A 21181-nucleotide genomic window follows, 5' to 3' on the forward strand; every position below is an offset into this window, starting at 1 on the left:
CTGTTCCACTCAACTAGAACTTTTTTAAATTTCCATGTCTACGCCAGGTTGATCGGCTCACACTCAAGTTTCCCTTTTCCGCTGATATGGCGTGCCTTTACTGACACGCCGCCTATCCTGGCACGCCGTGGGCACAAGAAAACCGACCCCTCTGCCCTGCTGGATTCAGCAGAACGGAAGAGCCGGTGTTTATCTACGTTTATCTACGATTAAACGGGCTAGATAGTCTGCGGCTGCTTGCCGGGAAGATCGTAGGCAAAGGTCGCTAGGACCACGCCCGTCACAAAGTAATAGATGGACCACTTTTCCTCGAGGTCGATACCACGGAACTCACCCATAGAAGCTAGGTGGCACATGCCGTCAGCACCGGCCCACAGGGTGAAGTTCTTGATATAAACCAGGCGATCCTCCGGTTCGTACCCGGCCTCCCGCAGCGCTTCGCGGGCAAAACGCATCAACAATGCGAAGGACACACCCATCTTGGTCTGTTCCTCGCCATCCGCACTCAGCGGCACCACGGACCCAGAGGCAGCGGCGATGCAGGCGCTATAACGTTCGGGGTAGGTCACCGCGTAATCGAAGTAGGCCACCGCTACGCACAGGAGCTTGTCGACGGCCGATGCATCCTCCGGCAGCTGCTCTAGGAGGTAGAGGCTGCGGGCTTCCAGCTCACAGTCGGTTTCCTGATCCACGGATTCACGCAGCACGAAGTCATTGTCCACCAACGAAGCAATGAACACATCGGAGACCTCGAAGTACTCGGCCACGTTCTCGATGGTCACTGCCTTCAGCCCGTCGCGCGCCGCCAGCTGGATAGCGCGTTCCATGACGGCCATGCGCGCGCGTTCCGCAGGAAGCTTCTGTAAATCCTCAATCGCAGAGATATCGAGAGCTGGATCGCGGTCCGGAACAAAGCCGGCGAGCATCGCACGGTAATCCTGCATCGGATTGCGCAGGCTCGGCATTTCTAGCGACTCTGCCGCCTTGAACAGGGTTCCGATGAGCGCCTTGCATACCTCGCGCAGGTTGAAGCGCCGCACCACCGAGTGTTGGTGCCGCAGTACGCCGAGAACGCTGAGGTGCGCCATGCCATGAACAGTGGCCAAGGTAGCAACGCTGAACTTTGCCACCGATTCGAAACACACATCGCTTCCAACCTGGAGTTTTCCCTCCGTCGCGATGAGCGAAATGCTTTCGTAGATCAGGTCCAAGGTCCGGTTATAGGTCAAATTGCCCTGCAAGAGAGCCTGCCATTCATCCTCGAAGACATAGGCCTTCTTTTCAAAGAGGTAGCGGAACAGCTCCGGCTCACGCTCGGCATACTCGTAATAGGCCTCAGTAAAAGTTGTCAGTTTGGTAAAAAGATCGGCGTAGCCTGGGGCCGCATCGAGCGTTTCCTCAAGAAACTTGACCTTGCGGTCAGTCACATATTCGGGGATCGCCCGCACGATGGCCTCGCGGTCAGGAAACTCCGCAAGCACCTGATCAGCACTAAGCTCCGCCAGCTTGGCCACGGATTCGACGGAGATGGCCTCATCTCCCTCCGCAGCTCCGATATGAAGCGCAGACTCGAGTACACGCTCACGAAGTGAGTCTTCATAAAGAAAATGCATACGGCTTCCTAAGTTTGCGCTCACATAGAGGAAGAAAGGCAGACACTGTGCGAGCGCCACGCTAATAACTTCTTAATTTTACCCCTATCTTCAGTTAAAGAGCAATGTGTTCAACAAGCTCCCCTTCAGTCAAGTCACACCCCTACCAATAAAACAATCCCCCAGGCCACGGCCTGGGGGATTGCGCGCGAAGGGCTTTAGCGTCTACTTCGATGAGCCGACGTGCCCGATGCCTTCCTTGAAGATGGTTCCGCGCGGCGGCATCATTCCGGTGAACTTGAACACGAGGTAGATGACCACCGCGATGCCCAGGGAGATCCAGCCAAAGCCAGCGGTGAAGCCGTACATGACGGCCAGCGGAGCGATGATGGTCCAGGAAATCTCGAAGGGGCCGAAGCCGATGTAGGCCATGCCGTACTCCGACAGCGTGCCGGACTTGAGCTTGGGGTCCACGATCTTGAGGATCGCAATGCCTGTCGCCACGGTGGCCGTGGCCCAGCCCCAGCCGAAGATGCCGCGCTCAATCCAGCGCTCACCGAAGAACTCGGCGGGGAACCACATCAGGAAGAAGATGCAGTAGATGGTGCCCAGGACGAAGAGCAACAGGAGGGCCTGCCAGTAGGCTGCGACGGCTGCCGGCACGATGGCCGCCACACCAAAGGCAATGAGGTAGTCAGTCGCCGCACCGGAGACCGAGCTCACCGTGTCCTTATCCAGGTAGTCCTTAGCACCCACCATGTTCATCACGGCGCGGAAGAGCAGGCCCACGACCATGGACATGGCAAACAGCGGGATGGAGACGTTCTCCCAGATGGAGGCGATGCCCTTGTTAATCCCGTAGGCGGTCATCACGGTCAAGGCGATGAAACCAACGTGGAGGGTGATGGGCTCGATGGCGGAGGGGTTCGTCGTCGCGCGGCCCAGCGAGGGGCGATCCTCCAGGCGCGAGATGTAACCGCGGCGCAGCTCCTCTGGGAGCTGCTTCGGAACGTGCGAAACCTTGCCCTTGCGGATGCCCCAGTTACCCGCAATGATGCCGCCGACGATGGCGGCCAAGGTACCCACGGTAGCGGAGGTAAAGCCCAGCGAGGAGGCTGCCTCAGCGCCCACGCCCTCCAAGGCACCGCCGACGGCCGCGGCGGTACCGAAACCGCCGGTAAAGCCAACGGGCAGCATCATGCCGAACCAGTCGGGCGTGTCGAAAGTAGGCTTAAACAGCAAGAGGCCAAGGATGATGAACAGGCCCCACTGGCCGGTGAACATCATGGTGGAATAGCCCCACATGTTGCGAGCGCCCTTGCCCATGTTGCCGCCCATCTCCATGGAGAAGGCCATGGAGGCAAAGACCACGGCGATGAGCAGCGAAGTGTAATCACCGAGATTGTCGGAAAAACCGATCCACCCCAAGACATTGGGCCCCAAGAGCAAGCCGAGCAGACCGGCGGTGATGGGGGCAGGCAGCAGCAAGTCCTGGAATACGAACTTGATCTGGTGGCGCAAAACGTTGCCGATAACCATGAGCAAAGAAATCCAGCCCACGTCGGTCATGATTGTGTACGCAGAGAAATCTTCCATGCGAGATCTTCCTTCCATGCCGCGCATCGCGGCATCCTTGAGACGAGACTCACCCACTTTCGGGAAATGAACCGTAGATTACACTACAACTCCCTCCCCGCTTTGCCACCCCTGACGTATAACCCTAGGGGGTTTTGACGCTACCCCCAGGCGCTAGGATGGGCGGGCATGAGGGAATTGGGTGAGCACCTGCGCAACCATGCCGAGGACTATCGCGATGCAGTACACAGGCACTTTTTTGCCACCGTGGCCGAATCCCGCCAAGTCTTTGCCCTGTCGATGAAGGACACGCACCCCTCACTGGCCCCCGCGCTGGCGTGGGTGCTGGAGAATGTGGAGGACGGTGGGGTTCGGGGGGACGTCGCCAAGCGCCTAGCGCAGATGGGGCGCGATCATCGCCGCCACGGTTTCCCCCCTGAGGTGTATCCCAAATTCGAGGCTTCCCTGGTGCAGGGGCTTACGGTGCTGGGGCTGACGCCGCACCAGCACGACGTGGCAACGCGCACCATTTCCAGCGTGTGTTCAATCATGCGCAGCGCCGCCCAGGAGGCGGATGCCGCCGGCACTCCCCCTGCTCACAGCGCCCAGGTCGTGGCGGTGGACAAGCCTAACCGGAACACCGCTGTGGTCCGTCTGGAATCCGGCATGGCGCTGGACTACCGCGCGGGCCAGCACGTACCGGTGACCTCGCAGCTCACGCCCGGTACCTGGCGCCCCCTGACCCCGGCTGCGCCGTCCGATGATTCGGGGCAGCTGACATTCCACCTTGCGCTGGCGGGTGAGGCCTCCTCCATGCTGGCGAAGGCCCAGCCGGGCGATTGGTGGACGCTGGGCATGCCCGCCGGTGAGCCACCGCAGCTCGATTCCGAGACCACTCTCATTTCCTTCGGCACCGGGTGGGCAGGCGCCCGGGCGCTGCTTCTCGACGCCCTGGGGAGCACCCTCCCCTCCGGGCTCGAGGTCTATGCCGTGGCCCCCTCGCCGGGCGAGCACTATGAAACGGAGTTTCAGGCCAACCTGCAGGCCCTGGTTCCGGAGCTCACTCTGCGGCACATCGTTCGGGATTCGCAGGATCCCTGGCTGCTCGGAGCACGGCCGCTGGCCGCCGGGTTCAACCCAGTGGTGGCCAATGAACCGATGGAACCGGTGCTCGCGGCGGGAACGGACCGCCGCTTCGTGCTCATCGGTCCTGCCGATCGCATCGAACTAGCGCGCGCGGCGCTGCTCGACGGTGGCGTTTCGGAGGAGGCAATCACCACGGATAGCTGGCAGCGTGGCCACGAGTGGGCGGCCTCCGCCGCGGAGCTTGACGGGTGGGGCGATGACTGGGAGGCCTGGGCGGCATGGAAGAAGTCCCAGTGGGCCTAAGCGCTAAAGCGCTTAGGCGTGCACACGGAGCTTAGGCGTCCAGAATGGGGAGGGACTCACGAACCTTCGCCACGGTGTCTGGGTCCACCTCGCCGTAGAGGATCTCCGGCTCATAGCCCACCTCCGCGAGGCGCGTGCCATCCGGCGCCACGAGGACGGAGTGCCCGATGCCAGTGGGCCCGGAGGCCTCCCCCGCCTTCGCCTCCCCACCGGGGCGAGCCTGACCCGCAGCCAAGATATACGTCGTGGAATCGAGCGCGCGCGCCGCGCTGAGCAGGCGCCACTGCTCCAGCTTGCCAGGGCCATCCGCCCAGCTGGTGGGCACGACGATGAGCTGGGCTCCCTGGCGGGCAAGCTCCTTAAACTGCTCGGGGAAGCGGATGTCATAGCAGGTGGCGACACCTACGGTAAGCTCCCCGGCGTCGAAGACAACAAGTGACTCACCGGGCCGGACGGTATCGGATTCCTTGTACTTGAAGGCGTCGTAAGTGTGGATCTTTTCGTAGCCGCCGAAGACGCCCGGCCCCGCGATGAGCGCGACGTTGGCCACGCGGTTAATGGTCTTCTCTCCCCGTTGGACGGTATCCGCCGGGGCGAACATTCCCAGCACCACGTACACGCCGAGTTCTTCTGCCAGCGCGCGCACGGCGGTGGCGGTGGGGCCATCGAGACCCTCCGCGTGCGTATCGAGGCGCCCGGAATCAAAGCTCTGGGTGGTAGCTTCCGGCAGGACGATAAGTTGCGCGCCGTTGTCCGCGGCTTCCCGAATCTTGTCGAGGGCTGCGGCGAGGTTGTCCTCAACGTCTCCGGTACTGGTCAATTGAACTGCTGCTACCTTCATGCGGCCCACGGTAGACGAGCCCGGACTAGTTATCCACAGATTTCGCGGATCGCGACGGCCGCCCTTTACGGCAATAGGAGAGCTGGCGCAGTCTCGATGCTATGAACCACCTCGACATTGACCGGGCTGCCCGCGAGCAGATCCGCTACCTCTTCGGCCATGCCTGCCCCGCCGCGTTTCCGTCCTTGCAGGATCCTCCCCGCACCGCCCGCGCCCTTGCCCTCCTCGGCGCCCAGTGGGAGGACGCCCGGCGGGCCAGCGAAAATGCTCGGCGGACGCAATTGGAGGAACTTGACCATTTCATGGGGTTAACCCACGGTCTTGATGCAGAGCTTTCCTCCCGTTTGGAAGGAACGCAATGAGCGCGGCCGGGGCGCTTCGGTTGGAAGCGTTAGGGATGGAACGAAACGCATCTGAGCTGGAACGTTATATAGCTGCGTCGCACCATCATTGGGTAGGTCTAGCGATTTCTGGCGTTGGCGCCGATGCCGCGCGGCGTTCCTTGCACCGCGCCAGCGACAATCTGGTGAATCCCGTGCAGCAGATGCGCCTTGCCGCGCGCATTCTGAGCCTCTACGCACCACTGCAGGAGAGAATTGAACAGCTGCGCGCACGCGCTGTGCGGCTGGCTTCGGTCCCCGCTTTTGCAGAACCCGCCAGCGTGGCGCTGGGGCAGTTGGACGCGCTTGCCGACGTCCTCGATTGGGCCTGCGCCCGCCAACTCACCGCCCTGTGCACTCCGGAGCTGGCCCAACCGCCAAGCCGTTTGGAGGATTTCGGCGACCTCTCGCTGACCGAGTTGCACGAGCTCCAGCTGACCATGGCCAGCGAGGAGGTTCGCTCTCTGGCCGCGGCTAACCCTGATGTCACCGTGCTCGAGGCCAGCCCTGGGCGGCTGGTGGCGCTCGTGGACCCAGAGAACATCGGCACACAGGCCGCCCAGGTCAGCACGTTTGTGGGCGGGGTAGGTTCTTCCGTTACAGCGAGCTGGCCCACTGCGGTGGAGCGCGCACGCGCCATCGCCTGCGCCACCCATGGGCCTACGGTGGCGTGGATTGGCTACTCCGCCCCGCCCACATTGTCCCGCGCGGCACACGAAGACCCGGCGCGCCGCGGGGCCGCCGAGCTAGGCCGCTTCCAACGCGCCTTGCGGCAGCGCTTTCCTCGGGCTCAGCACATCCTCATCGGCTATTCCTATGGCTCGGTGGTTGTAGGTAAGGCCGCGCAGCAGGACTATGTTGCGGATGACGTCGTGCTCGTCGGCAGCCCGGGCGCCTCGGCGGATAGAGCGTCGCAATTGCATGGCAGGATCTGGAGCACGCGGAACACCGAGGATCCCATCACGATTACCACCGGTCCGCATGGTGGCATCCATGGCCCCGATCCCACCTCCCCCGCCTTCGGTGCAACACCTCTGCCAGGTGCTAGCGGACTTCCGGGCGATCATGGCTCCTATTGGAAAGACCCCGCATTCCTGCGGGGTCTGGGCATCATCGCACGACGCTATTAGTAGGCAGCCACGTGGGGTTGCTGCCTTTTAGAAGAGGCCGGCGTGCTCCTCAGAGTAGGACACCAGCATGTTCTTCGTCTCCTGGTAGTGGGACAGCATCATGAGGTGGTTCTCGCGTCCGATGCCAGACTCCTTGTAGCCGCCGAAGGCGCTGTGCGCCGGGTAGACGTGGTAGTGATTCACCCACACGCGGCCGGCCTGGATTTCTCGCCCGGCGCGGTAGCAGGTGTTCTGGTGGCGCGACCACACACCGGCGCCAAGGCCAAAGTTGGTGTCGTTGGCTATCTGGATGGCTTCCTCGAAGTCCTTGAACGTGGCCACGGAGAGCACCGGTCCGAAGATTTCCTCGCGGAAGATGCGCATGTCATTGGTGCCGCGGAAGACGGTCGGCTCAATGTAGTAGCCGTTTTCCAGGCCCTCCACCTTGTTCACGTGGCCGCCGACGAGAGTTTCCGCACCCTCCTTCGGGCCCACCTCAAGGTATTCGGTGATCTTGTCCATCTGTTCCTGGGAGGCCTGCGCGCCCATCATCGTTTCGGTATCGAGCGGGTGGCCAATCTTGATTTTCTTTACGCGCTCCACCGCCAGTTCTAGGAATTTGTCCGCGATGTCTTCGTGGATCAATGCGCGGGACGGGCAGGTGCAGACCTCGCCTTGGTTGAGGGCGAACATGACAAAGCCCTCCACGCACTTCTCCAGGTAGGCATCGTCCTTGTCCATGATGTCCGCGAAGAAGATGGACGGTGACTTGCCGCCGAGCTCCAGCGTGACGGGGATGACCTTGTCCGCAGCAGCCTTGTTGATGATCTTGCCCACCGGGGTGGAGCCGGTAAAGGCGATTTTGGCGATGCGCTCCGAGGTGGACAGAGCCACGCCAGCTTCTTCGCCGACGCCGTTGACGATGTTGAGCACGCCCTTCGGCAGGAGGTCCTCAATAATCTCAATGAGCAGCAGAATCGATGCCGGGGTTTGCTCAGCCGGCTTCATCACGATGGTGTTACCTGCGGCCAGCGCCGGTGCAATCTTCCACGCCGCCATCAGCAGCGGGAAGTTCCACGGGATAATCTGCCCCACCACACCCAGCGGCTCGTGAAAGTGATAAGCCACGGTGTCCTGGTCGATCTGGGACAGGCGGCCCTCCTGTGCGCGGATGGCGCCGGCGAAGTAGCGGAAGTGATCAACAGCCAACGGGATATCGGCGGCGAGGGTCTCGCGCACAGCCTTGCCGTTCTCCCAGGTTTCCGCGACGGCGATCTTCTCCAGGTTTTCCTCGATGCGGTCCGCGATGCGATGCAGCAGGAGCGCGCGCTCCGCCGGGGTGGTCTTGCCGAAAGTCTCGAAAGCCTTCTCCGCGGCATCGATGGCCAAGTTGATGTCTGCTTCCTTACCTCGGGCCACCTGGCAGAAAACCTCACCGGTCACCGGGGTGATGTTGTCCATGTACTCACCATCGACCGGCGGTACCCACTCGCCGCCGATGTAGTTGTCATAGCGCTCGCGGAAGTTGACGATGGCATCAGGGGTGCCTGGGTTTGCGTACAAAGTCATGTGCCTAGTGCCTTTCTCATGGATTCAGTACCGTAACGGTGGCCGCACGCACAATCGCATCTACACGTGACGGGCGGCACAACTCTGGACGCGAGTGTAGCGATAAGTATTGCCAAACTCACGTTTTCAATGAGGAAAGCTTTTGGGGTCGTTGACCAAAGGCGCCTTGCTGCCAAAGTTCGAAGGCCCAGAGCAATTTTGAACAAGAACTTTGGCAACAACGGCACTTTTTAGGCGAAGAGCACGCGGCCTCAGGCCGAGCAGGGCTGGCTGGGCCCCAAAACAGGAGAACCCCCTCCCACAAGGGAGGGGGAAGTGCCTAGCTGTCGCGGCGTCGGTTGCGACGCGGCTTCCACATCACCACGGATGTCGAACGCGGTACGTGGACCAGCTCGCCGCGCGATGGCCGCACCTGGCTGCGCAAGCGCTCAACTTCGGCCTGCAACTCATCACGCTCGGCGGCGAGGCGGTCACGCTCCGCGGTCAGCTCGATGATGGACTTGATACCAGCCAAGTTCACACCATCATCCTGCGAGAGCGTCTGGATCTTGCGCAAAAGCTCGATATCGCTCTCGGAATAGCGGCGCCCACCGCCGGAGGTGCGGGCCGGGGAGACCAACCCCATCCGGTCATACGTGCGCAGGGTTTGAGCATGCATGCCAGACAGTTCCGCAGCCACGGAGATGACGTACATCGCCTTGGGCTGCGCCGCATCGCTTCGGTTCATCCTGTCTTTGCTCATCACGCACCTCCTCCTAGCGGGCTACCGTGTTGCCGGCCCAGCCGGCGCGCGGATCGAAGCCCGAGTCCTTCTCCGCCTGCGCGTAATTGCGCAGCGCCGAGGAGGCAGCAGCATCCAGGGTGGAGGGCACCGTAACTTGTACGGTCACCATGAGGTCACCGGCCTTGCCGCCGCGCTTGGCCACACCGCGGCCCTTCACTCGCAACGTGCGGCCGTCGGGAGTGCCCGCCGGTACCTTCACGCGCACGGGTGAATCGAGGGTCGGCACCGTAATGGTGTCGCCCAAGGCCAGCTCCGCGAAGGAGACAGGGACGGTGACGTGTAGGTCATCGCCCTCCCGGGTGAAGACCTTGTCGGGTTTTACCGTGACCGCCACGAAGAGGTCACCAGACGGCGTGCCATTCGGGCCAGCTTCGCCCTGGCCGGCAAGGCGTACCTTCTGGCCATCGATCACGCCTGCGGGGATGCGCACCGTGATCGAGCGGGTGCGGTGCACCGTTCCGGAACCGGAGCAATCAGCGCACGGGTCCTCGGCGCGCTGGCCGGTGCCATCGCAATCCGTGCACGGCGCCGAGAAACCGAAGGTACCGCGCTGCTCAGAGGTGAAACCGGTGCCATCGCACGTCGAGCACGTCGTCAGCTTGCCGCTCTTTGAACCGGAGCCGTGGCACGTGGTGCAGGGAGCTTCGCCGCTGAGCTGCAGCGGGATGGTGGTTCCCTTTGCTGCCTCGCGGAAGTCGAGGGTTATTTGCGTTTCGACGTCGGCCCCCCGCGACGGCCGAGCTGTGTGGCCAGCACCACCGCCGCGGTTGAAAACGCCACCGAAGATATCCCCAAGACCGCCGCCTTGAGACGCTCCTCGAGCGGATCCTCCGAAGATGTCCGAGATGTCAAATTCTTGCGCACCCGGTCCACCCATGTGCGTGGATCGAAACCCGCCGGGAAACCCGGCGCCTCCTCTCCGTCCAAAGCCACCGCCGCGCATCATGGCCTTGAACTGGTCATAGTCCTTGCGGGTCGCTTTATCTGAGAGCACGTCATAGGCCTCAGCCACCTGCTTGAATTTCTCCGCCGCCGCGGGGTTATCCGGGTTGGCATCGGGGTGGTTCTGGCGGGCCAGCTTGCGGTAAGCGTGCTTAATCTCTTCGGCGGTAGCGGATGAGGAGACCCCCAGATCCGCGTAATAATCCTTGTCTGCCCATTCTGGCTTAGCGTTCACTGGGCATCTCCTCCTTTCAGGAGAGTCGATTCATGGTTGGGTTTTAAGATTTTTTGCTAAGTAAAAAGCTAACTAAGTAGAGAAAAGAAGAGTGGCGCCAAGGAACATTGAGCCCTGACGCCACCTGCAATACCTATTCTGCGTTGTCCGAGCTATCCGGACTCTCAGCGGTATCGGCTGACTCTGCAGGGTCGGCGATAATCACCATGGCGGTGCGCACAACGCGCTCCCCCACCGTGTAGCCGCGGCGCAGAACCGTGCCGATGACCTGCTCGTCACCGGTGGACAAGTCCTGGACCGCTTCGTGCACCTCGGGGTCGAAGGCATCGCCCTCGGCGCCGAACGGGGTCAGCTGGTTCTTGGTCAGCACGCCCGTGAGCTTGTCCGCGATGGCCTTGAGCGGGCCCTCGTTGAGGTCACCGTGCTGGCGAGCGAGCTCCATGTCATCAAGGATTGGCAGGAAGTCTGCCAAGACCTTGGCCTTGGTGGTCTCGATCACGGCCTGGCGGTCGCGCTCGGTGCGGCGGCGGTAGTTGGTGTACTCCGCGTTGAGGCGCTGCAGGTCCTCGGTGCGCTCAGCGAGCTGAGCTTCCAAGGAGTTTTCCGCAACGGTCTCCTCACCCGCGGCCGCTTCATCGGTGATGTCGCGGGCGGCGTCCTCTACCGCGGCCTCTGCCTCAGCGGTGTTCGCCGTGGCGTCATCCACGGCGCCGTCGGCAGAAGCGGCCTCGGCGGCGGCAGCCTCCGCAGCCTCAGCGGAGGTTGCCTCAGGGTCGGTATTGGCCGGGTTGCCCGGGTCCTGAGGGGAGGTCATGGTTTACTTCTCCTTGTTCTCGTCGTCCTCGTCGACAACCTCGGCGTCGACGACGTTCGGGTCACCAGCGGCGTCGCCAGCAGCGGCACCCTCGGCGCCCGCCTCAGCAGCCTGTGCCTCGTACAGGGCCTTGCCCAGCTCCTGGGACTCGGTGCCGAGCTTCTCGACGGCCGACTTAATTGCCTCGATGTCATCGCCCTTCAGCGCCTCATCGACGGCGTCAGCAGCCTCGGTCACGCGGGTCTTGAGGTCCTCCGGCAGCTTGTCGGAGTTCTCATCCATGAACTTGCGGGTCTGGTAGGAGGTGGATTCCGCCTGGTTGCGGGTCTCCTGCTCCTCGCGGCGCTTCTTGTCTTCCTCAGCATGTGCCTCGGCGTCCTTGACCATGCGGTCAATCTCCTCCTGGGACAGGCCGGAACCATCCTGGATCTTGATGGTGTTTTCCTTGCCGGTGGCTTTGTCCTTAGCGGAAACGGAGACGATGCCGTTGGCGTCGATGTCGAAGGTGACCTCGATCTGCGGCACGCCACGCGGTGCCGGGGCAATGCCGCCGAGCTCGAAGGAGCCGAGCAGCTTGTTGGCGGAAGCCATCTCGCGCTCACCCTGGTAGACCTGAATCTGCACGGAAGGCTGGTTGTCATCAGCCGTGGTGAAGGTCTCGGACTTCTTGGTCGGGATGGTGGTGTTGCGCTCGATGAGCTTGGTCATCACGCCACCCTTGGTCTCGATGCCGAGGGAGAGCGGGGTGACGTCGAGAAGCAGCACGTCCTTAACCTCACCGCGCAGCACGCCTGCCTGGAGAGCAGCGCCGACTGCCACGACCTCATCCGGGTTAACGCCCTTGTTCGGGTCCTTGCCGGTCATCTCCTTGACCAGATCGGACACGGCCGGCATACGGGTGGAACCACCGACGAGGACCACGTGGTCAACCTGGGACAGGGACAGGCCAGCATCCTTGATGACCTGGTTGAACGGCTCCTTGGTGCGGTCCAGGAGGTCCTGGGTGATCTTCTGGAACTCGGTGCGGGACAGGGTCTCATCCAGGAAGAGCGGGTTCTTCTCAGAGTCCACCGTGATGTACGGCAGGTTGATGTTGGCGGACTGGGAGGAGGACAGCTCAATCTTGGCCTTCTCAGCAGCCTCACGCAGGCGCTGGACAGCGCGCTTATCCTTGGTCAGGTCAACGCCCTGGGAAGCCTTGAACTTATCGACGAGCCAGTCGACGATGCGCTGGTCCCAGTCGTCACCACCGAGCTGGTTGTCACCAGCGGTAGCCATGACCTCAACCACGCCATCACCGATCTCCAGCAGGGAGACGTCGAAGGTACCGCCACCGAGGTCGAAGACCAGGATGGTCTGCTCCTGCTCGCCCTTCTCCAGGCCGTAGGCCAGCGCGGCGGCAGTCGGCTCGTTAACGATACGCAGGACGTTGAGGCCTGCAATCTGGCCGGCCTCCTTGGTGGCCTGGCGCTGGGAATCCTCGAAGTAAGCCGGGACGGTAATGACGGCGTCGGTAACGTCCTCACCCAGGTAAGCCTCGGCGTCGCGCTTCAGCTTCATGAGCGTGCGGGCCGAAATCTCCTGCGGGGTGTACTTCTTGTCATCGATATCGATGGTCCAGTCGGTGCCGATGTGGCGCTTGACGGAGCGAATGGTGCGGTCAACATTGGTGACCGCCTGGTTCTTGGCGGACTGGCCAACGAGAATTTCGCCGTTCTTGGCAAAAGCCACGACGGACGGGGTGGTGCGGGAACCCTCGGAGTTAGCGATAACGGTTGCCTCGCCACCTTCCAGCACGGATACAACCGAGTTGGTGGTACCAAGGTCAATTCCTACTGCGCGTCCCATAATCTTTTCTCCTTGCGTGTTGGGGTTTGTTTTAAGTTGATAGTGCGCGACTCAACTTCTGCCGCGTCCAGTCAGCGACTCTAACAGAAGCGACACTCAAAGTCATCCAAACCTGAGCGCCGGTCACTCAACCTACACAACGCAGGCAAACTCAAAGTTGTTCCCGATCGACTCAACTTTTTTATTTATCGCCAACACGCTGGGAAAACAAACCCGGTTTGGCGGAGACTCACCCTACAGGGACGATTGCCGGCTCACCGTCCACATCTACAACGCGGACTGACAGCCCATAGAGTTCCTCAATAAGGGCAGGGGTGATTACCTCGCGCGGCACGCCCGCGTCCCGCACCGTTCCATCTTTCATCGCCACGACGTGATCCGCATAGCGCAATACATGCGCCAAATCATGAATGACCGCAATAAGGGTTTTGCTTCCTGCCAGCTGCCGCATCAGCCGCATGAAGGAATGCTGGTATCCAATGTCAAGCGCGCTCGTTGGCTCATCCAAGAAGAGCACAGGCGTTTCCTGGGCGAGGGCCATGGCCAACCAAGCACGCTGACGCTGACCGCCAGACAACGCCGCTACCTCGGCCGTCTCCAGTTGTTCAAGGCCCACCCTTGCTAGCGCACGACTAACGGCACGCTCGTCCTCCTGGCTCCTCCACCCCATAAATCCTTGGTGGGCGAATCGCCCGCGCGCAACCAGTTCCCTGACATTGATCCCTTCGGGAGCTATGGATTGCTGCGACATCACGGCGACGCGCCGAGCGTAGCTACGCCGAGAGAATGCGGCTGCATCTTCTTCGCCAATGCACACCGCGCCCGCGTTCGGCATTTCCAACCGCGCCAACACCTTCACCAAAGTGGATTTTCCACAACCATTGGGGCCGATAATGGCAGAAAATTTCCCGGCCGGAAAAGACACATCCACCGAGTCGAGAATTAACGGGGCAGTCCTCCCATAGGACATGCTCACCCCCTCAGCCCGCACGCTCGGCGCACCGTCACATACTTTTAGTTGGTTCACTTTACTGACCTTTCATTCCGGCAGATCGGGATTGCCACAGCAGCAAACCCGCCAGGTAGATGCCACCGGCGCAGACCGTAATAAGACCGGCAGGCAGAGTAATTGGGAAAAACAGCCGCTGCCCTGCTAAATCGGCAGCGAGCAAGAAAAGTGCACCGAGGACTCCAGAGAGCAACACCGGCGTCCTGTCTGGACGCGAGAGCAACCGAGCCATATGTGGGGCCGCGAGGGCAATAAATGAGATTGGGCCCGCTATCGCCGTCGATACAGCGACAAGAACTGTGCCAACCAGAACCATCACCACACGTGCACGACTCACGTTCAACCCCAACGCACTCGCCGTGCTATCCCCCAGGGCAAGCGCGTCACACCAGCCACGCAGCAGCAACCCAGCGACGCACGCCGCGCCTCCCAGCACCCCCAATGGAATAACTCGCGCCCAGGACACAGCATTCAATGTTCCAGCAGCCCAAGTCGCCGCACCTAGGGACTGCTCCAACTCACCACTAAGAATCAACCACTTGTTTATTGCTGAAAGGAAGAACGTCACTCCAATCCCCACCACAACCAGCCTTGCTCCCGTGAGCCTTCCGGCAAATGAAAGCCCCATGATGAGTAACGCAGTGATAGTCCCACCCACCAACGCGCCTAGCGCAATGTTGAATGCGGAGCTAAAGCTCGCCAAGGAGACCGCGATGACACCGGTATAGGCACCGGTATTAAACCCGATAATGTCGGGTGACCCCAGCGGATTGTGGGTGAGGATCTGAAAGATGGCGCCCGCTATGCCCAAACACATTCCTACGACAATCGCGGCAACCACCCGCGGAGCACGCCATTGCCACACGACGGTGGCTGCAAAGTCAGTGCTATTGGGATTCGTAGCCACGGACCACAACGCTGCACTATCCTGCCCGGCACCAGGCGAGAAGAGCGAATAGGCAGCAATAGCCAGCGCGACGATCACAATGCCCGCAAAGGACAAAACACTTCTCACGCTCACAATCACAGCCTCCTTCCAGCGCGATGGGACAGCGCAATCAATACTGGGGCACCAATGAGCGACACCGTGACGCCAGCCGGCAACTCAGCAGCAGTGAGGTAGCGGCCCACAATATCGGCGCCCAATAAAAACAAAGGCCCCACCACGGCAGCGGCGACAAGCTGTGCCCGCTCTTCGTATATCCCGCACAGCCTGACAACATGCGGGATAACTAGTCCAACGAACACAATCACCCCCGCCGCTGCGGTGGCGGTAGCAGCCAACACCGTTACCGCCGCGACAAGCCCCAAACGAGTCAGTTTGAGGTTAATGCCGAGACTCGCCGCAACGTCATCCCCCAGAGCAAGGGGCGGCAAGTGGCGAGCAAAGACAATCAGTAGCACCACGCCTACCACCAGTCCGCCGAAGGCAATCACCACTGGCGTCCACGAAGCAACGTCAACGGAGCCCGTCACCCAAGCACGGATTCTTGCAAAGGCGTGAGGATCTATCAGGATCAGCGCGGAGGACAGGCCCTCACATACCGCCCCGATGGCTACGCCTGCAAGAATCAGTCTCAGCGGATCAACATCGCCCGCTCTGCCACGCCCGACCGCGGTGACCAGCAGCATGGTCACCGCCGCACCGATGATGGCTGCGAGCGAAAACGCAAAAGGTGATTGCCACCCCCACCAGCCCAGAGCAATGGCGGCGGCCAAGCTGGCGCCTACGTTAATCCCGAAAACTCCGGTATCTGCCAAAGGGTTGCGCGTCATGATCTGCAGAACTGCACCAGCGAGGGCCAAAGCACAGCCTGCGCAAACAGCAACGAGTGTACGGGGAAGACGCCTCTCCCACACGATCGAGGAAGCTATACCAGGCTGTCCCCGAAGGGCGGCCAACACGTCGCTGAAGGGAATGCTACGCGCGCCCAACGCCAGTGACAGCGCCACGCCGATACAGAGAATGGCAAGGCCAGCAACTACTACCCAACCAAGACGCCGGGTATTTCTCTTTCCGGCGCGCAACCCCTGCTCAATCACCGACACCACCCAAATATCTTCATATGCTCACGTTTCCTTAGCTCGACCTAATTTAGGTTAGGCTACCTTTTATGAACATTCGAAAGAAAATCGCACCCCGCACCCCTCTCCTCCGCCTCACTGCTGTTGGTCTTACCGCAGCGCTAGCGCTCACCGGCTGCGCCAGCCTCGAAAACACCAACTCAAACGCTGACGCTTCTAACCCTGCGTCCTCACCGTCCGGGAAAGAATCAGGAAACTCCAATTCAGCCTCGGGAAATGACTCCGTGGCCACCGGAGGCGAAGGCTTTGCCGGGGCGAGAGAGAAAAGCCAAAGCTTTGGCAGCGATGCAGCCCCTGGTCAATTCCCACGCACGGTCACGCATGCACGCGGAACGACCGAACTCAAAGAAAAGCCACAACGGGTGGTTGTTCTAGAAAGCGGCGAACTCGATTCCGTCCTAGCACTCGGCATGAAGCCAGTCGGCATGACCACGTCCAAGGGCCAGAATCCCGTCCCGGATTACATGGCCGACAAAGCAAGTGACATCGAAACGGTAGGCACGATCAACGAAGTCAATATGGAAAAGATTGCTTCGCTCAACCCCGACCTCATCATCGGCTCGCAGCTGCGCATGGATAAGCACTATGACCAGCTCAATTCCATCGCACCTACCGTTTTCTCGATCCGTCCTGGATACACCTGGAAAGAAAACTTCCGACTCATCGGCGAAGCCCTCGGAGAAGAGGAGCGCACCGAACAAGTCATGGCCGACTATGACAAGAAGATCGAAGAAGTAAAGAAGGTCATTGAGGACGGGCCAGCTAGCGAAGACACCACCGTCACCATTCTGCGCTTCATGCCGGGCAAGGTACGCCTCTACGGGCGCCTTTCACTCATTGGAACGGTGCTTGATGACGCCGGCCTCGCCCGCCCCGCCAACCAGGACATCGAAGAGCTCGCTGCGGAAATCTCGCCGGAGAACATTGACCAAGCGGACGCCGACTACATCTTCTACTGCAGCTACGGAGATCCCTCCGCCACCGGCCAAGACACCGCCGTTTCTACCGCGGCGTTCCAACGGCTACCTGCGGTCAAAGACGGCCATGCCATCGAGGTCAGCGACGATACGTGGGCACTCGGCTTGGGGCCTCTGGGCGCACAGAAAATCGCGTCAGATCTCGCGGACTATCTCAGCCACTAACACGGGGGTAGCACCCTCCCCTCAAAACAACACCTGTGGGATTGACTCACCCCAACTTAAGGGGCTAGCTTTCATGTAAGCGAGATGGGTTACACGTCTACGATTTCTGTGCGGCGGGCCATATCAAGGTCACCGATTTCTCGCTAATCAGGCCAGGCCGTTGCCTGGCTGCTCCCCACACGCAAGAAGGGTGGTCGCACATGAATGCTCACTTCATTAGGCAGCGTCGTTCTTCCGATCGGCCACCGGTTGTGTACGCCAGCGTTAAATAAGCACCTCTTTTCACACAGACTGAACGGCACGGCGCAGAGTATGCGCCCGTGTTGGACTAGAAAGTCTGCAGTTTCCGCTTTCCGCAAGGCCGCACCAGTGTGCCTTGAGACCCATAAAGGTTGTAATCCATGACTAACGATGCTCACACCCCCGTTCCCGAATCCACCGACATTGACGCCGCGCTGATCGCCGACGCCGCGGCCCAGGCCCACTCCTGGCTCGCCTCCACCGCCGACGAGCAGGATCCGGCCACAGAACAGCTCGCAGACTTATTGCGCAACCCGGACGGGGTGGCCTTCACCATGGACTTCGTGGACCGCGTCATGCGTCCCGAAGATGACAAGGTAGCCGCCCACGCGCTGAAATCCGTCACCACCACCTATGACGCGTCCTTCCTCGGCCTCATCAACGGCTCGCTGGTGGGCCTGGGCGGTTTCTTCGGGCCCATCCTGCCCAACCTGGTCATGCCGCTGGCGCGCATGCGCATGCGCCAGATGGTCGGCCACCTGGTCCTCGACGCCGAGAGCGACGCCCTCAACAAGACCTTGGACAAGGCCGCCGAGTCCGGCGAGCAGCTCAACCTCAACCTCCTCGGTGAGGCCGTGCTGGGTGACGACGAAGCGCGCTCCCGCGCCGAGCGCACCCTCAAGCTCATCAATAACCCGCGCGTGACCTACGTGTCCGTCAAGGCCTCCTCCATGGTGGCCCAGCTCAACCCGTGGGATATCGAGGGCTCCCTGGTCCGTCTCAAGGAGCGCCTGCGCCCGCTCTATGAGGCCGCCGCGCGCCGCCCGGACAAGGTCTTCATCAACCTGGACATGGAGGAATACCACGACCTCCACCTCACGGTGCGCCTGTTCACCGAGTTGCTCAGCGAGCCGGAGTTCACCAACCTCGAGGCCGGCATCGTGCTGCAGGCCTACCTGCCGGATACTTTCGACGCCTTGGCGCACCTGGCAGAATTCGCTAAGCAGCGCGTGGCCGAGGGCGGATCCCACATCAAGATTCGCATCGTCAAGGGTGCAAACCTTTCCATGGAGCACGTCCAGGGTGAGATCCACGGCTGGCCGGCGGCTCCCTATTCCACCAAGGATGAGGTGGACGCCAACTACTACCGCCTGCTCGATTACATCCTGCGCCCCGAGTTCGCCGACTGCGTGCGCATCGGCGTGGCCACCCACAACCTCTACACCGCGGCTTTTGCCTACAAGCTGGGCACCAAGCGCGGTGTCATGCGCATGATGGATTCCGAGATGCTCCAGGGCATGTCCCCGGCCCAGCAGGCCGCGGTCCGCGATGCCTTCGAGGGCCGCCAGATCCTCTACACCCCGGTGGTGCACATGGAGGACTTCGATGTCGCGGTCTCCTACCTGGTGCGCCGCTTGGAGGAAAACTCCGCACCACAGAACTTCCTCTACGCCCTCTTCGCCCCGGAGGAGCAGGCTCTGAAAGACCAGGAGCAGGTCTTCCGCCAGGCCGTCGACCACCGCTGGGATACCTTCGCCGGGCCGCGCCGTACCCAAAACCGCCTGGAGGAGGCAAAGCAGGCAGCCGGCCGCCAGGCACCGCGCACCGGGCGTTTTGCCAACGAGCCGGACACCGACCCGGCCCTGGAGGCTAACCGCGAGTGGGCGCTTAAGGCCCTGGCCACCGACCCGGGTGAGCACGGGGTGGATGAGGTGACGGATGCGGGGGTCGTCGACAAGCACGTGTCCCGCGCCGCCGAGCTCGGCGCCGAGTGGGGTGCGCGCCCTGCCGAGGGCCGCGCCCGCGCGCTCGAGGCCGTGGCCGATGAGCTGGCCAACCGCCGCGGCGAGTTCATCTCCGTCGCCGCCTACGAGGCCAACAAAACCGTCACGCAGACTGACCCGGAAATCTCCGAGGCCATCGATTTCTGTACCTACTACGCGCAGTCCGCGCGCCTGCTGGAGCGCTACTCCGCCGAGTTCACGCCCCACCGCGTGACCGTGGTGACCCCGCCATGGAACTTCCCGGTGGCTATCCCCACCGGCGGCATCGCGGCGGCACTCGCCGCAGGTTCCGCCGTCATCATCAAGCCCGCGCCGCAGGTCGTGCACTGCGCGAAGCTCGTCGTGGAGGCCTTCCGCGCAGGTTTGGAGGCACAGGGCCTCGACCCGGATCTGGTCCAGCTCGTCTTCACCGACGAGGGCGACGCTGGCCGCGCGCTGATCTCCCACGCCGACGTCGACGCCGTCATCCTCACCGGTGCCTCCGATACCGGCAAGCTCTTCCGCTCCTGGAAGCCGGAGCTCAACATCATGGCGGAGACCTCCGGCAAGAACGCGCTCATCATCACCCCGTCCGCGGACCCCGACCTGGCCATCCAGGACCTCTACCTCTCAGCCTTCGGCCACTCCGGCCAGAAGTGCTCGGCCTCCTCCCTGGTCATCTTCGTCGGTGCGGCCGGCGAGTCGCAGCGCCTGCGCTCGCAGCTTGTCGACGCCGTCAAGACCCTCATCACCGGCCCCGGCTACGACATCACCACGACGATGAATGGCCTAGCCGAGGCCCCGGGCGAGAAGCTGCTGCGCGGCCTCACCCAACTGGAGCCGGGTGAAAAGTGGCTGGTAAAGCCGGAGAAGCTCAACGAGGAAGGCACCCTGTGGTCGCCGGGTATCCGCGATAACGTGCGCCCCGGTTCCTGGTTCCACGTCAACGAGTGCTTCGGCCCGGTGCTTGGCATCATGCACGCGGAAACCCTGGAGGAGGCCATCGAGTGGCAGAACTCCACCGGCTACGGCCTGACCGGCGGCATCCACACGCTGGATAACGACGAGATTGACTACTGGCTCGAGCGCGTCGAGGTGGGCAATGCCTACGTCAACCGCGGCATCACGGGTGCGATTGTGCAGCGCCAGTCCTTCGGCGGCTGGAAGAAGTCCGTCATGGGCCCGGGCGCGAAGGCCGGCGGCCCGAACTACGTGGCACAATTCGGCACCTGGTCCGAGGGCCCGCTGCGCCCCTTCGACGTGGATATCTCCCAGCCGGTGGCGGCCCAGCTGCGTGCCTTCGGCGAGCTGGGTTTCTCGGAGGAGGACACCGCCTGGCTGTGGCGTGCAGCAGAACTCGACGAGCTGGCATGGCAGCAGGAGTTTGGCCGCCAGCACGACCGCGCAGGCCTGGTCTGCGAGGCCAACGTCTTCCGCTACCGTCCGGTGCTCACCCCGCTCCAGGTGCGCATTGGCACTGATGCCGCGCTTCGCGACGTCTCCCGCCTCGCCCTCGCCGCCACCCGCACCGGCTCACCCGTGCGCTTCAGCGCCGCGCCGGAGAAGGCCGCGGAGCTGCGCGAGCTGGGCTTTGACATCGATGCCGTGGAGGCAAGCGCCTTCGCCCGCGAGGTTTCCGGCTTGGAATCCGCGCGCATTCGAACCGTGGGTTCTGTCGAGCCAGGCGTCTTTGAGGCCGCGGTGGAATCCAACTCCGTGGTCCTGGACCAGCCGGTGCTGGCCGATGGCCGCCGTGAGCTCCTTCCCTTCCTCCTCGAGCAGGCAGTCTCGGTAACGATGCACCGCTTCGGCATCATCCGCCAGGTAAGCAGCATCCGCGCATAGTTCGTTTTCTGCGCTCATA

16 protein-coding genes are annotated in these 21181 nt (G+C 62.0%); 5 read left to right on the forward strand and 11 right to left on the reverse strand.

Annotated elements, in window-relative coordinates:
- Positions 1 to 218: 218 nt before the first annotated feature.
- Positions 219 to 1613, reverse strand: coding sequence for a hypothetical protein (locus tag R3O64_RS11545; RefSeq protein ID WP_339016953.1), 1395 nt, complete (start codon positions 1611 to 1613; stop codon positions 219 to 221).
- 204 nt (positions 1614 to 1817) lie between these two features.
- Positions 1818 to 3188, reverse strand: a complete 1371-nt coding sequence (locus tag R3O64_RS11550; protein WP_339016954.1) for a sodium:glutamate symporter — start codon at positions 3186 to 3188, stop codon at positions 1818 to 1820.
- Between the two features lie 168 nt (positions 3189 to 3356).
- Between R3O64_RS11550 and R3O64_RS11555 the strand changes: the two genes are divergently transcribed.
- Positions 3357 to 4556, forward strand: a complete 1200-nt coding sequence (locus tag R3O64_RS11555) for an FAD-binding oxidoreductase (RefSeq protein WP_070523629.1) — start codon at positions 3357 to 3359, stop codon at positions 4554 to 4556.
- A gap of 31 nt (positions 4557 to 4587) precedes the next feature.
- Here R3O64_RS11555 and R3O64_RS11560 read toward each other — a convergent pair whose 3' ends face one another.
- Positions 4588 to 5397, reverse strand: coding sequence for a carbon-nitrogen hydrolase family protein (locus R3O64_RS11560; protein ID WP_144269185.1), 810 nt, complete (start codon positions 5395 to 5397; stop codon positions 4588 to 4590).
- 101 nt (positions 5398 to 5498) lie between these two features.
- Here R3O64_RS11560 and R3O64_RS11565 point away from each other — a divergent pair, with 101 nt between their 5' ends.
- A complete protein-coding gene (locus tag R3O64_RS11565) occupies positions 5499 to 5759 on the forward strand; it encodes a hypothetical protein (RefSeq protein ID WP_339016955.1) in 261 nt (86 codons plus the stop codon).
- Between the two features lie 35 nt (positions 5760 to 5794).
- Positions 5795 to 6907, forward strand: coding sequence for an alpha/beta hydrolase (locus R3O64_RS11570; RefSeq protein WP_232755641.1), 1113 nt, complete (start codon positions 5795 to 5797; stop codon positions 6905 to 6907).
- Between the two features lie 27 nt (positions 6908 to 6934).
- On the opposite strand, the gene exaC is transcribed toward R3O64_RS11570, so the two are convergent.
- The 8 genes from exaC to R3O64_RS11610 all read right to left on the reverse strand — a co-directional run bounded on the left by exaC (position 6935) and on the right by R3O64_RS11610 (position 16040).
- Complete coding sequence (exaC, locus tag R3O64_RS11575; RefSeq protein WP_070532076.1) at positions 6935 to 8455, reverse strand: acetaldehyde dehydrogenase ExaC; 1521 nt, start codon at positions 8453 to 8455, stop codon at positions 6935 to 6937.
- Positions 8456 to 8774: 319 nt separating this feature from the next.
- Positions 8775 to 9197, reverse strand: a complete 423-nt coding sequence (locus R3O64_RS11580; protein ID WP_070523924.1) for a heat shock protein transcriptional repressor HspR — start codon at positions 9195 to 9197, stop codon at positions 8775 to 8777.
- 13 nt (positions 9198 to 9210) lie between these two features.
- Positions 9211 to 10416 carry a molecular chaperone DnaJ gene (dnaJ, locus tag R3O64_RS11585; RefSeq protein ID WP_070624194.1) on the reverse strand — a complete coding sequence of 402 codons (1206 nt, stop codon included), beginning with the start codon at positions 10414 to 10416 and terminating at the stop codon, positions 9211 to 9213.
- Positions 10417 to 10549: 133 nt separating this feature from the next.
- Positions 10550 to 11230, reverse strand: a complete 681-nt coding sequence (gene grpE / locus R3O64_RS11590) for a nucleotide exchange factor GrpE (RefSeq protein WP_070532063.1) — start codon at positions 11228 to 11230, stop codon at positions 10550 to 10552.
- 3 nt (positions 11231 to 11233) lie between these two features.
- Complete coding sequence (dnaK, locus tag R3O64_RS11595; RefSeq protein WP_070624196.1) at positions 11234 to 13078, reverse strand: molecular chaperone DnaK; 1845 nt, start codon at positions 13076 to 13078, stop codon at positions 11234 to 11236.
- A gap of 229 nt (positions 13079 to 13307) precedes the next feature.
- The gene (locus R3O64_RS11600; RefSeq protein WP_339017562.1) at positions 13308 to 14048 is read right to left on the reverse strand and encodes an ABC transporter ATP-binding protein; all 741 of its coding nucleotides are present in this window, start codon (positions 14046 to 14048) and stop codon (positions 13308 to 13310) included.
- A gap of 58 nt (positions 14049 to 14106) precedes the next feature.
- Positions 14107 to 15114 (reverse strand): FecCD family ABC transporter permease, encoded by a 1008-nt coding sequence (locus R3O64_RS11605; RefSeq protein WP_083299193.1) that lies wholly within the window; start codon positions 15112 to 15114, stop codon positions 14107 to 14109.
- Entirely contained in the window at positions 15111 to 16040 is a 930-nt protein-coding gene (locus tag R3O64_RS11610) for a FecCD family ABC transporter permease (RefSeq protein WP_232755653.1), read from the reverse strand. The genes R3O64_RS11605 and R3O64_RS11610 overlap by 4 nt, the downstream gene beginning before the upstream one ends.
- Before the next feature lie 161 nt (positions 16041 to 16201).
- Here R3O64_RS11610 and R3O64_RS11615 point away from each other — a divergent pair, with 161 nt between their 5' ends.
- Both R3O64_RS11615 and R3O64_RS11620 read left to right on the forward strand, forming a co-directional pair.
- Positions 16202 to 17314 carry an ABC transporter substrate-binding protein gene (locus R3O64_RS11615; protein WP_070532059.1) on the forward strand — a complete coding sequence of 371 codons (1113 nt, stop codon included), beginning with the start codon at positions 16202 to 16204 and terminating at the stop codon, positions 17312 to 17314.
- A gap of 401 nt (positions 17315 to 17715) precedes the next feature.
- Positions 17716 to 21162, forward strand: a complete 3447-nt coding sequence (locus R3O64_RS11620) for a bifunctional proline dehydrogenase/L-glutamate gamma-semialdehyde dehydrogenase (RefSeq protein WP_339016956.1) — start codon at positions 17716 to 17718, stop codon at positions 21160 to 21162.
- Positions 21163 to 21181: the final 19 nt, after the last annotated feature.

It is taken from the genome of Corynebacterium hesseae (assembly GCF_037850265.1).
GTDB lineage: Bacteria > Actinomycetota > Actinomycetes > Mycobacteriales > Mycobacteriaceae > Corynebacterium > Corynebacterium hesseae.

Coding starts and splice junctions, on each gene's coding strand:
- R3O64_RS11615 (WP_070532059.1), top strand. CDS start 16,202: ATGAACATTCGAAAGAAAATCGCACCCCGCACCCCTCTCCTCCGCCTC.
- grpE (WP_070532063.1), bottom strand. CDS start 11,230: ATGACCTCCCCTCAGGACCCGGGCAACCCGGCCAATACCGACCCTGAG.
- R3O64_RS11560 (WP_144269185.1), bottom strand. CDS start 5,397: ATGAAGGTAGCAGCAGTTCAATTGACCAGTACCGGAGACGTTGAGGAC.
- R3O64_RS11555 (WP_070523629.1), top strand. CDS start 3,357: ATGAGGGAATTGGGTGAGCACCTGCGCAACCATGCCGAGGACTATCGC.
- R3O64_RS11600 (WP_339017562.1), bottom strand. CDS start 14,048: ATGTCCTATGGGAGGACTGCCCCGTTAATTCTCGACTCGGTGGATGTG.
- R3O64_RS11570 (WP_232755641.1), top strand. CDS start 5,795: ATGGAACGAAACGCATCTGAGCTGGAACGTTATATAGCTGCGTCGCAC.
- R3O64_RS11545 (WP_339016953.1), bottom strand. CDS start 1,613: ATGCATTTTCTTTATGAAGACTCACTTCGTGAGCGTGTACTCGAGTCT.
- exaC (WP_070532076.1), bottom strand. CDS start 8,455: ATGACTTTGTACGCAAACCCAGGCACCCCTGATGCCATCGTCAACTTC.
- R3O64_RS11565 (WP_339016955.1), top strand. CDS start 5,499: ATGAACCACCTCGACATTGACCGGGCTGCCCGCGAGCAGATCCGCTAC.
- R3O64_RS11620 (WP_339016956.1), top strand. CDS start 17,716: ATGACTAACGATGCTCACACCCCCGTTCCCGAATCCACCGACATTGAC.
- R3O64_RS11550 (WP_339016954.1), bottom strand. CDS start 3,188: ATGGAAGATTTCTCTGCGTACACAATCATGACCGACGTGGGCTGGATT.
- R3O64_RS11580 (WP_070523924.1), bottom strand. CDS start 9,197: ATGAGCAAAGACAGGATGAACCGAAGCGATGCGGCGCAGCCCAAGGCG.
- dnaK (WP_070624196.1), bottom strand. CDS start 13,078: ATGGGACGCGCAGTAGGAATTGACCTTGGTACCACCAACTCGGTTGTA.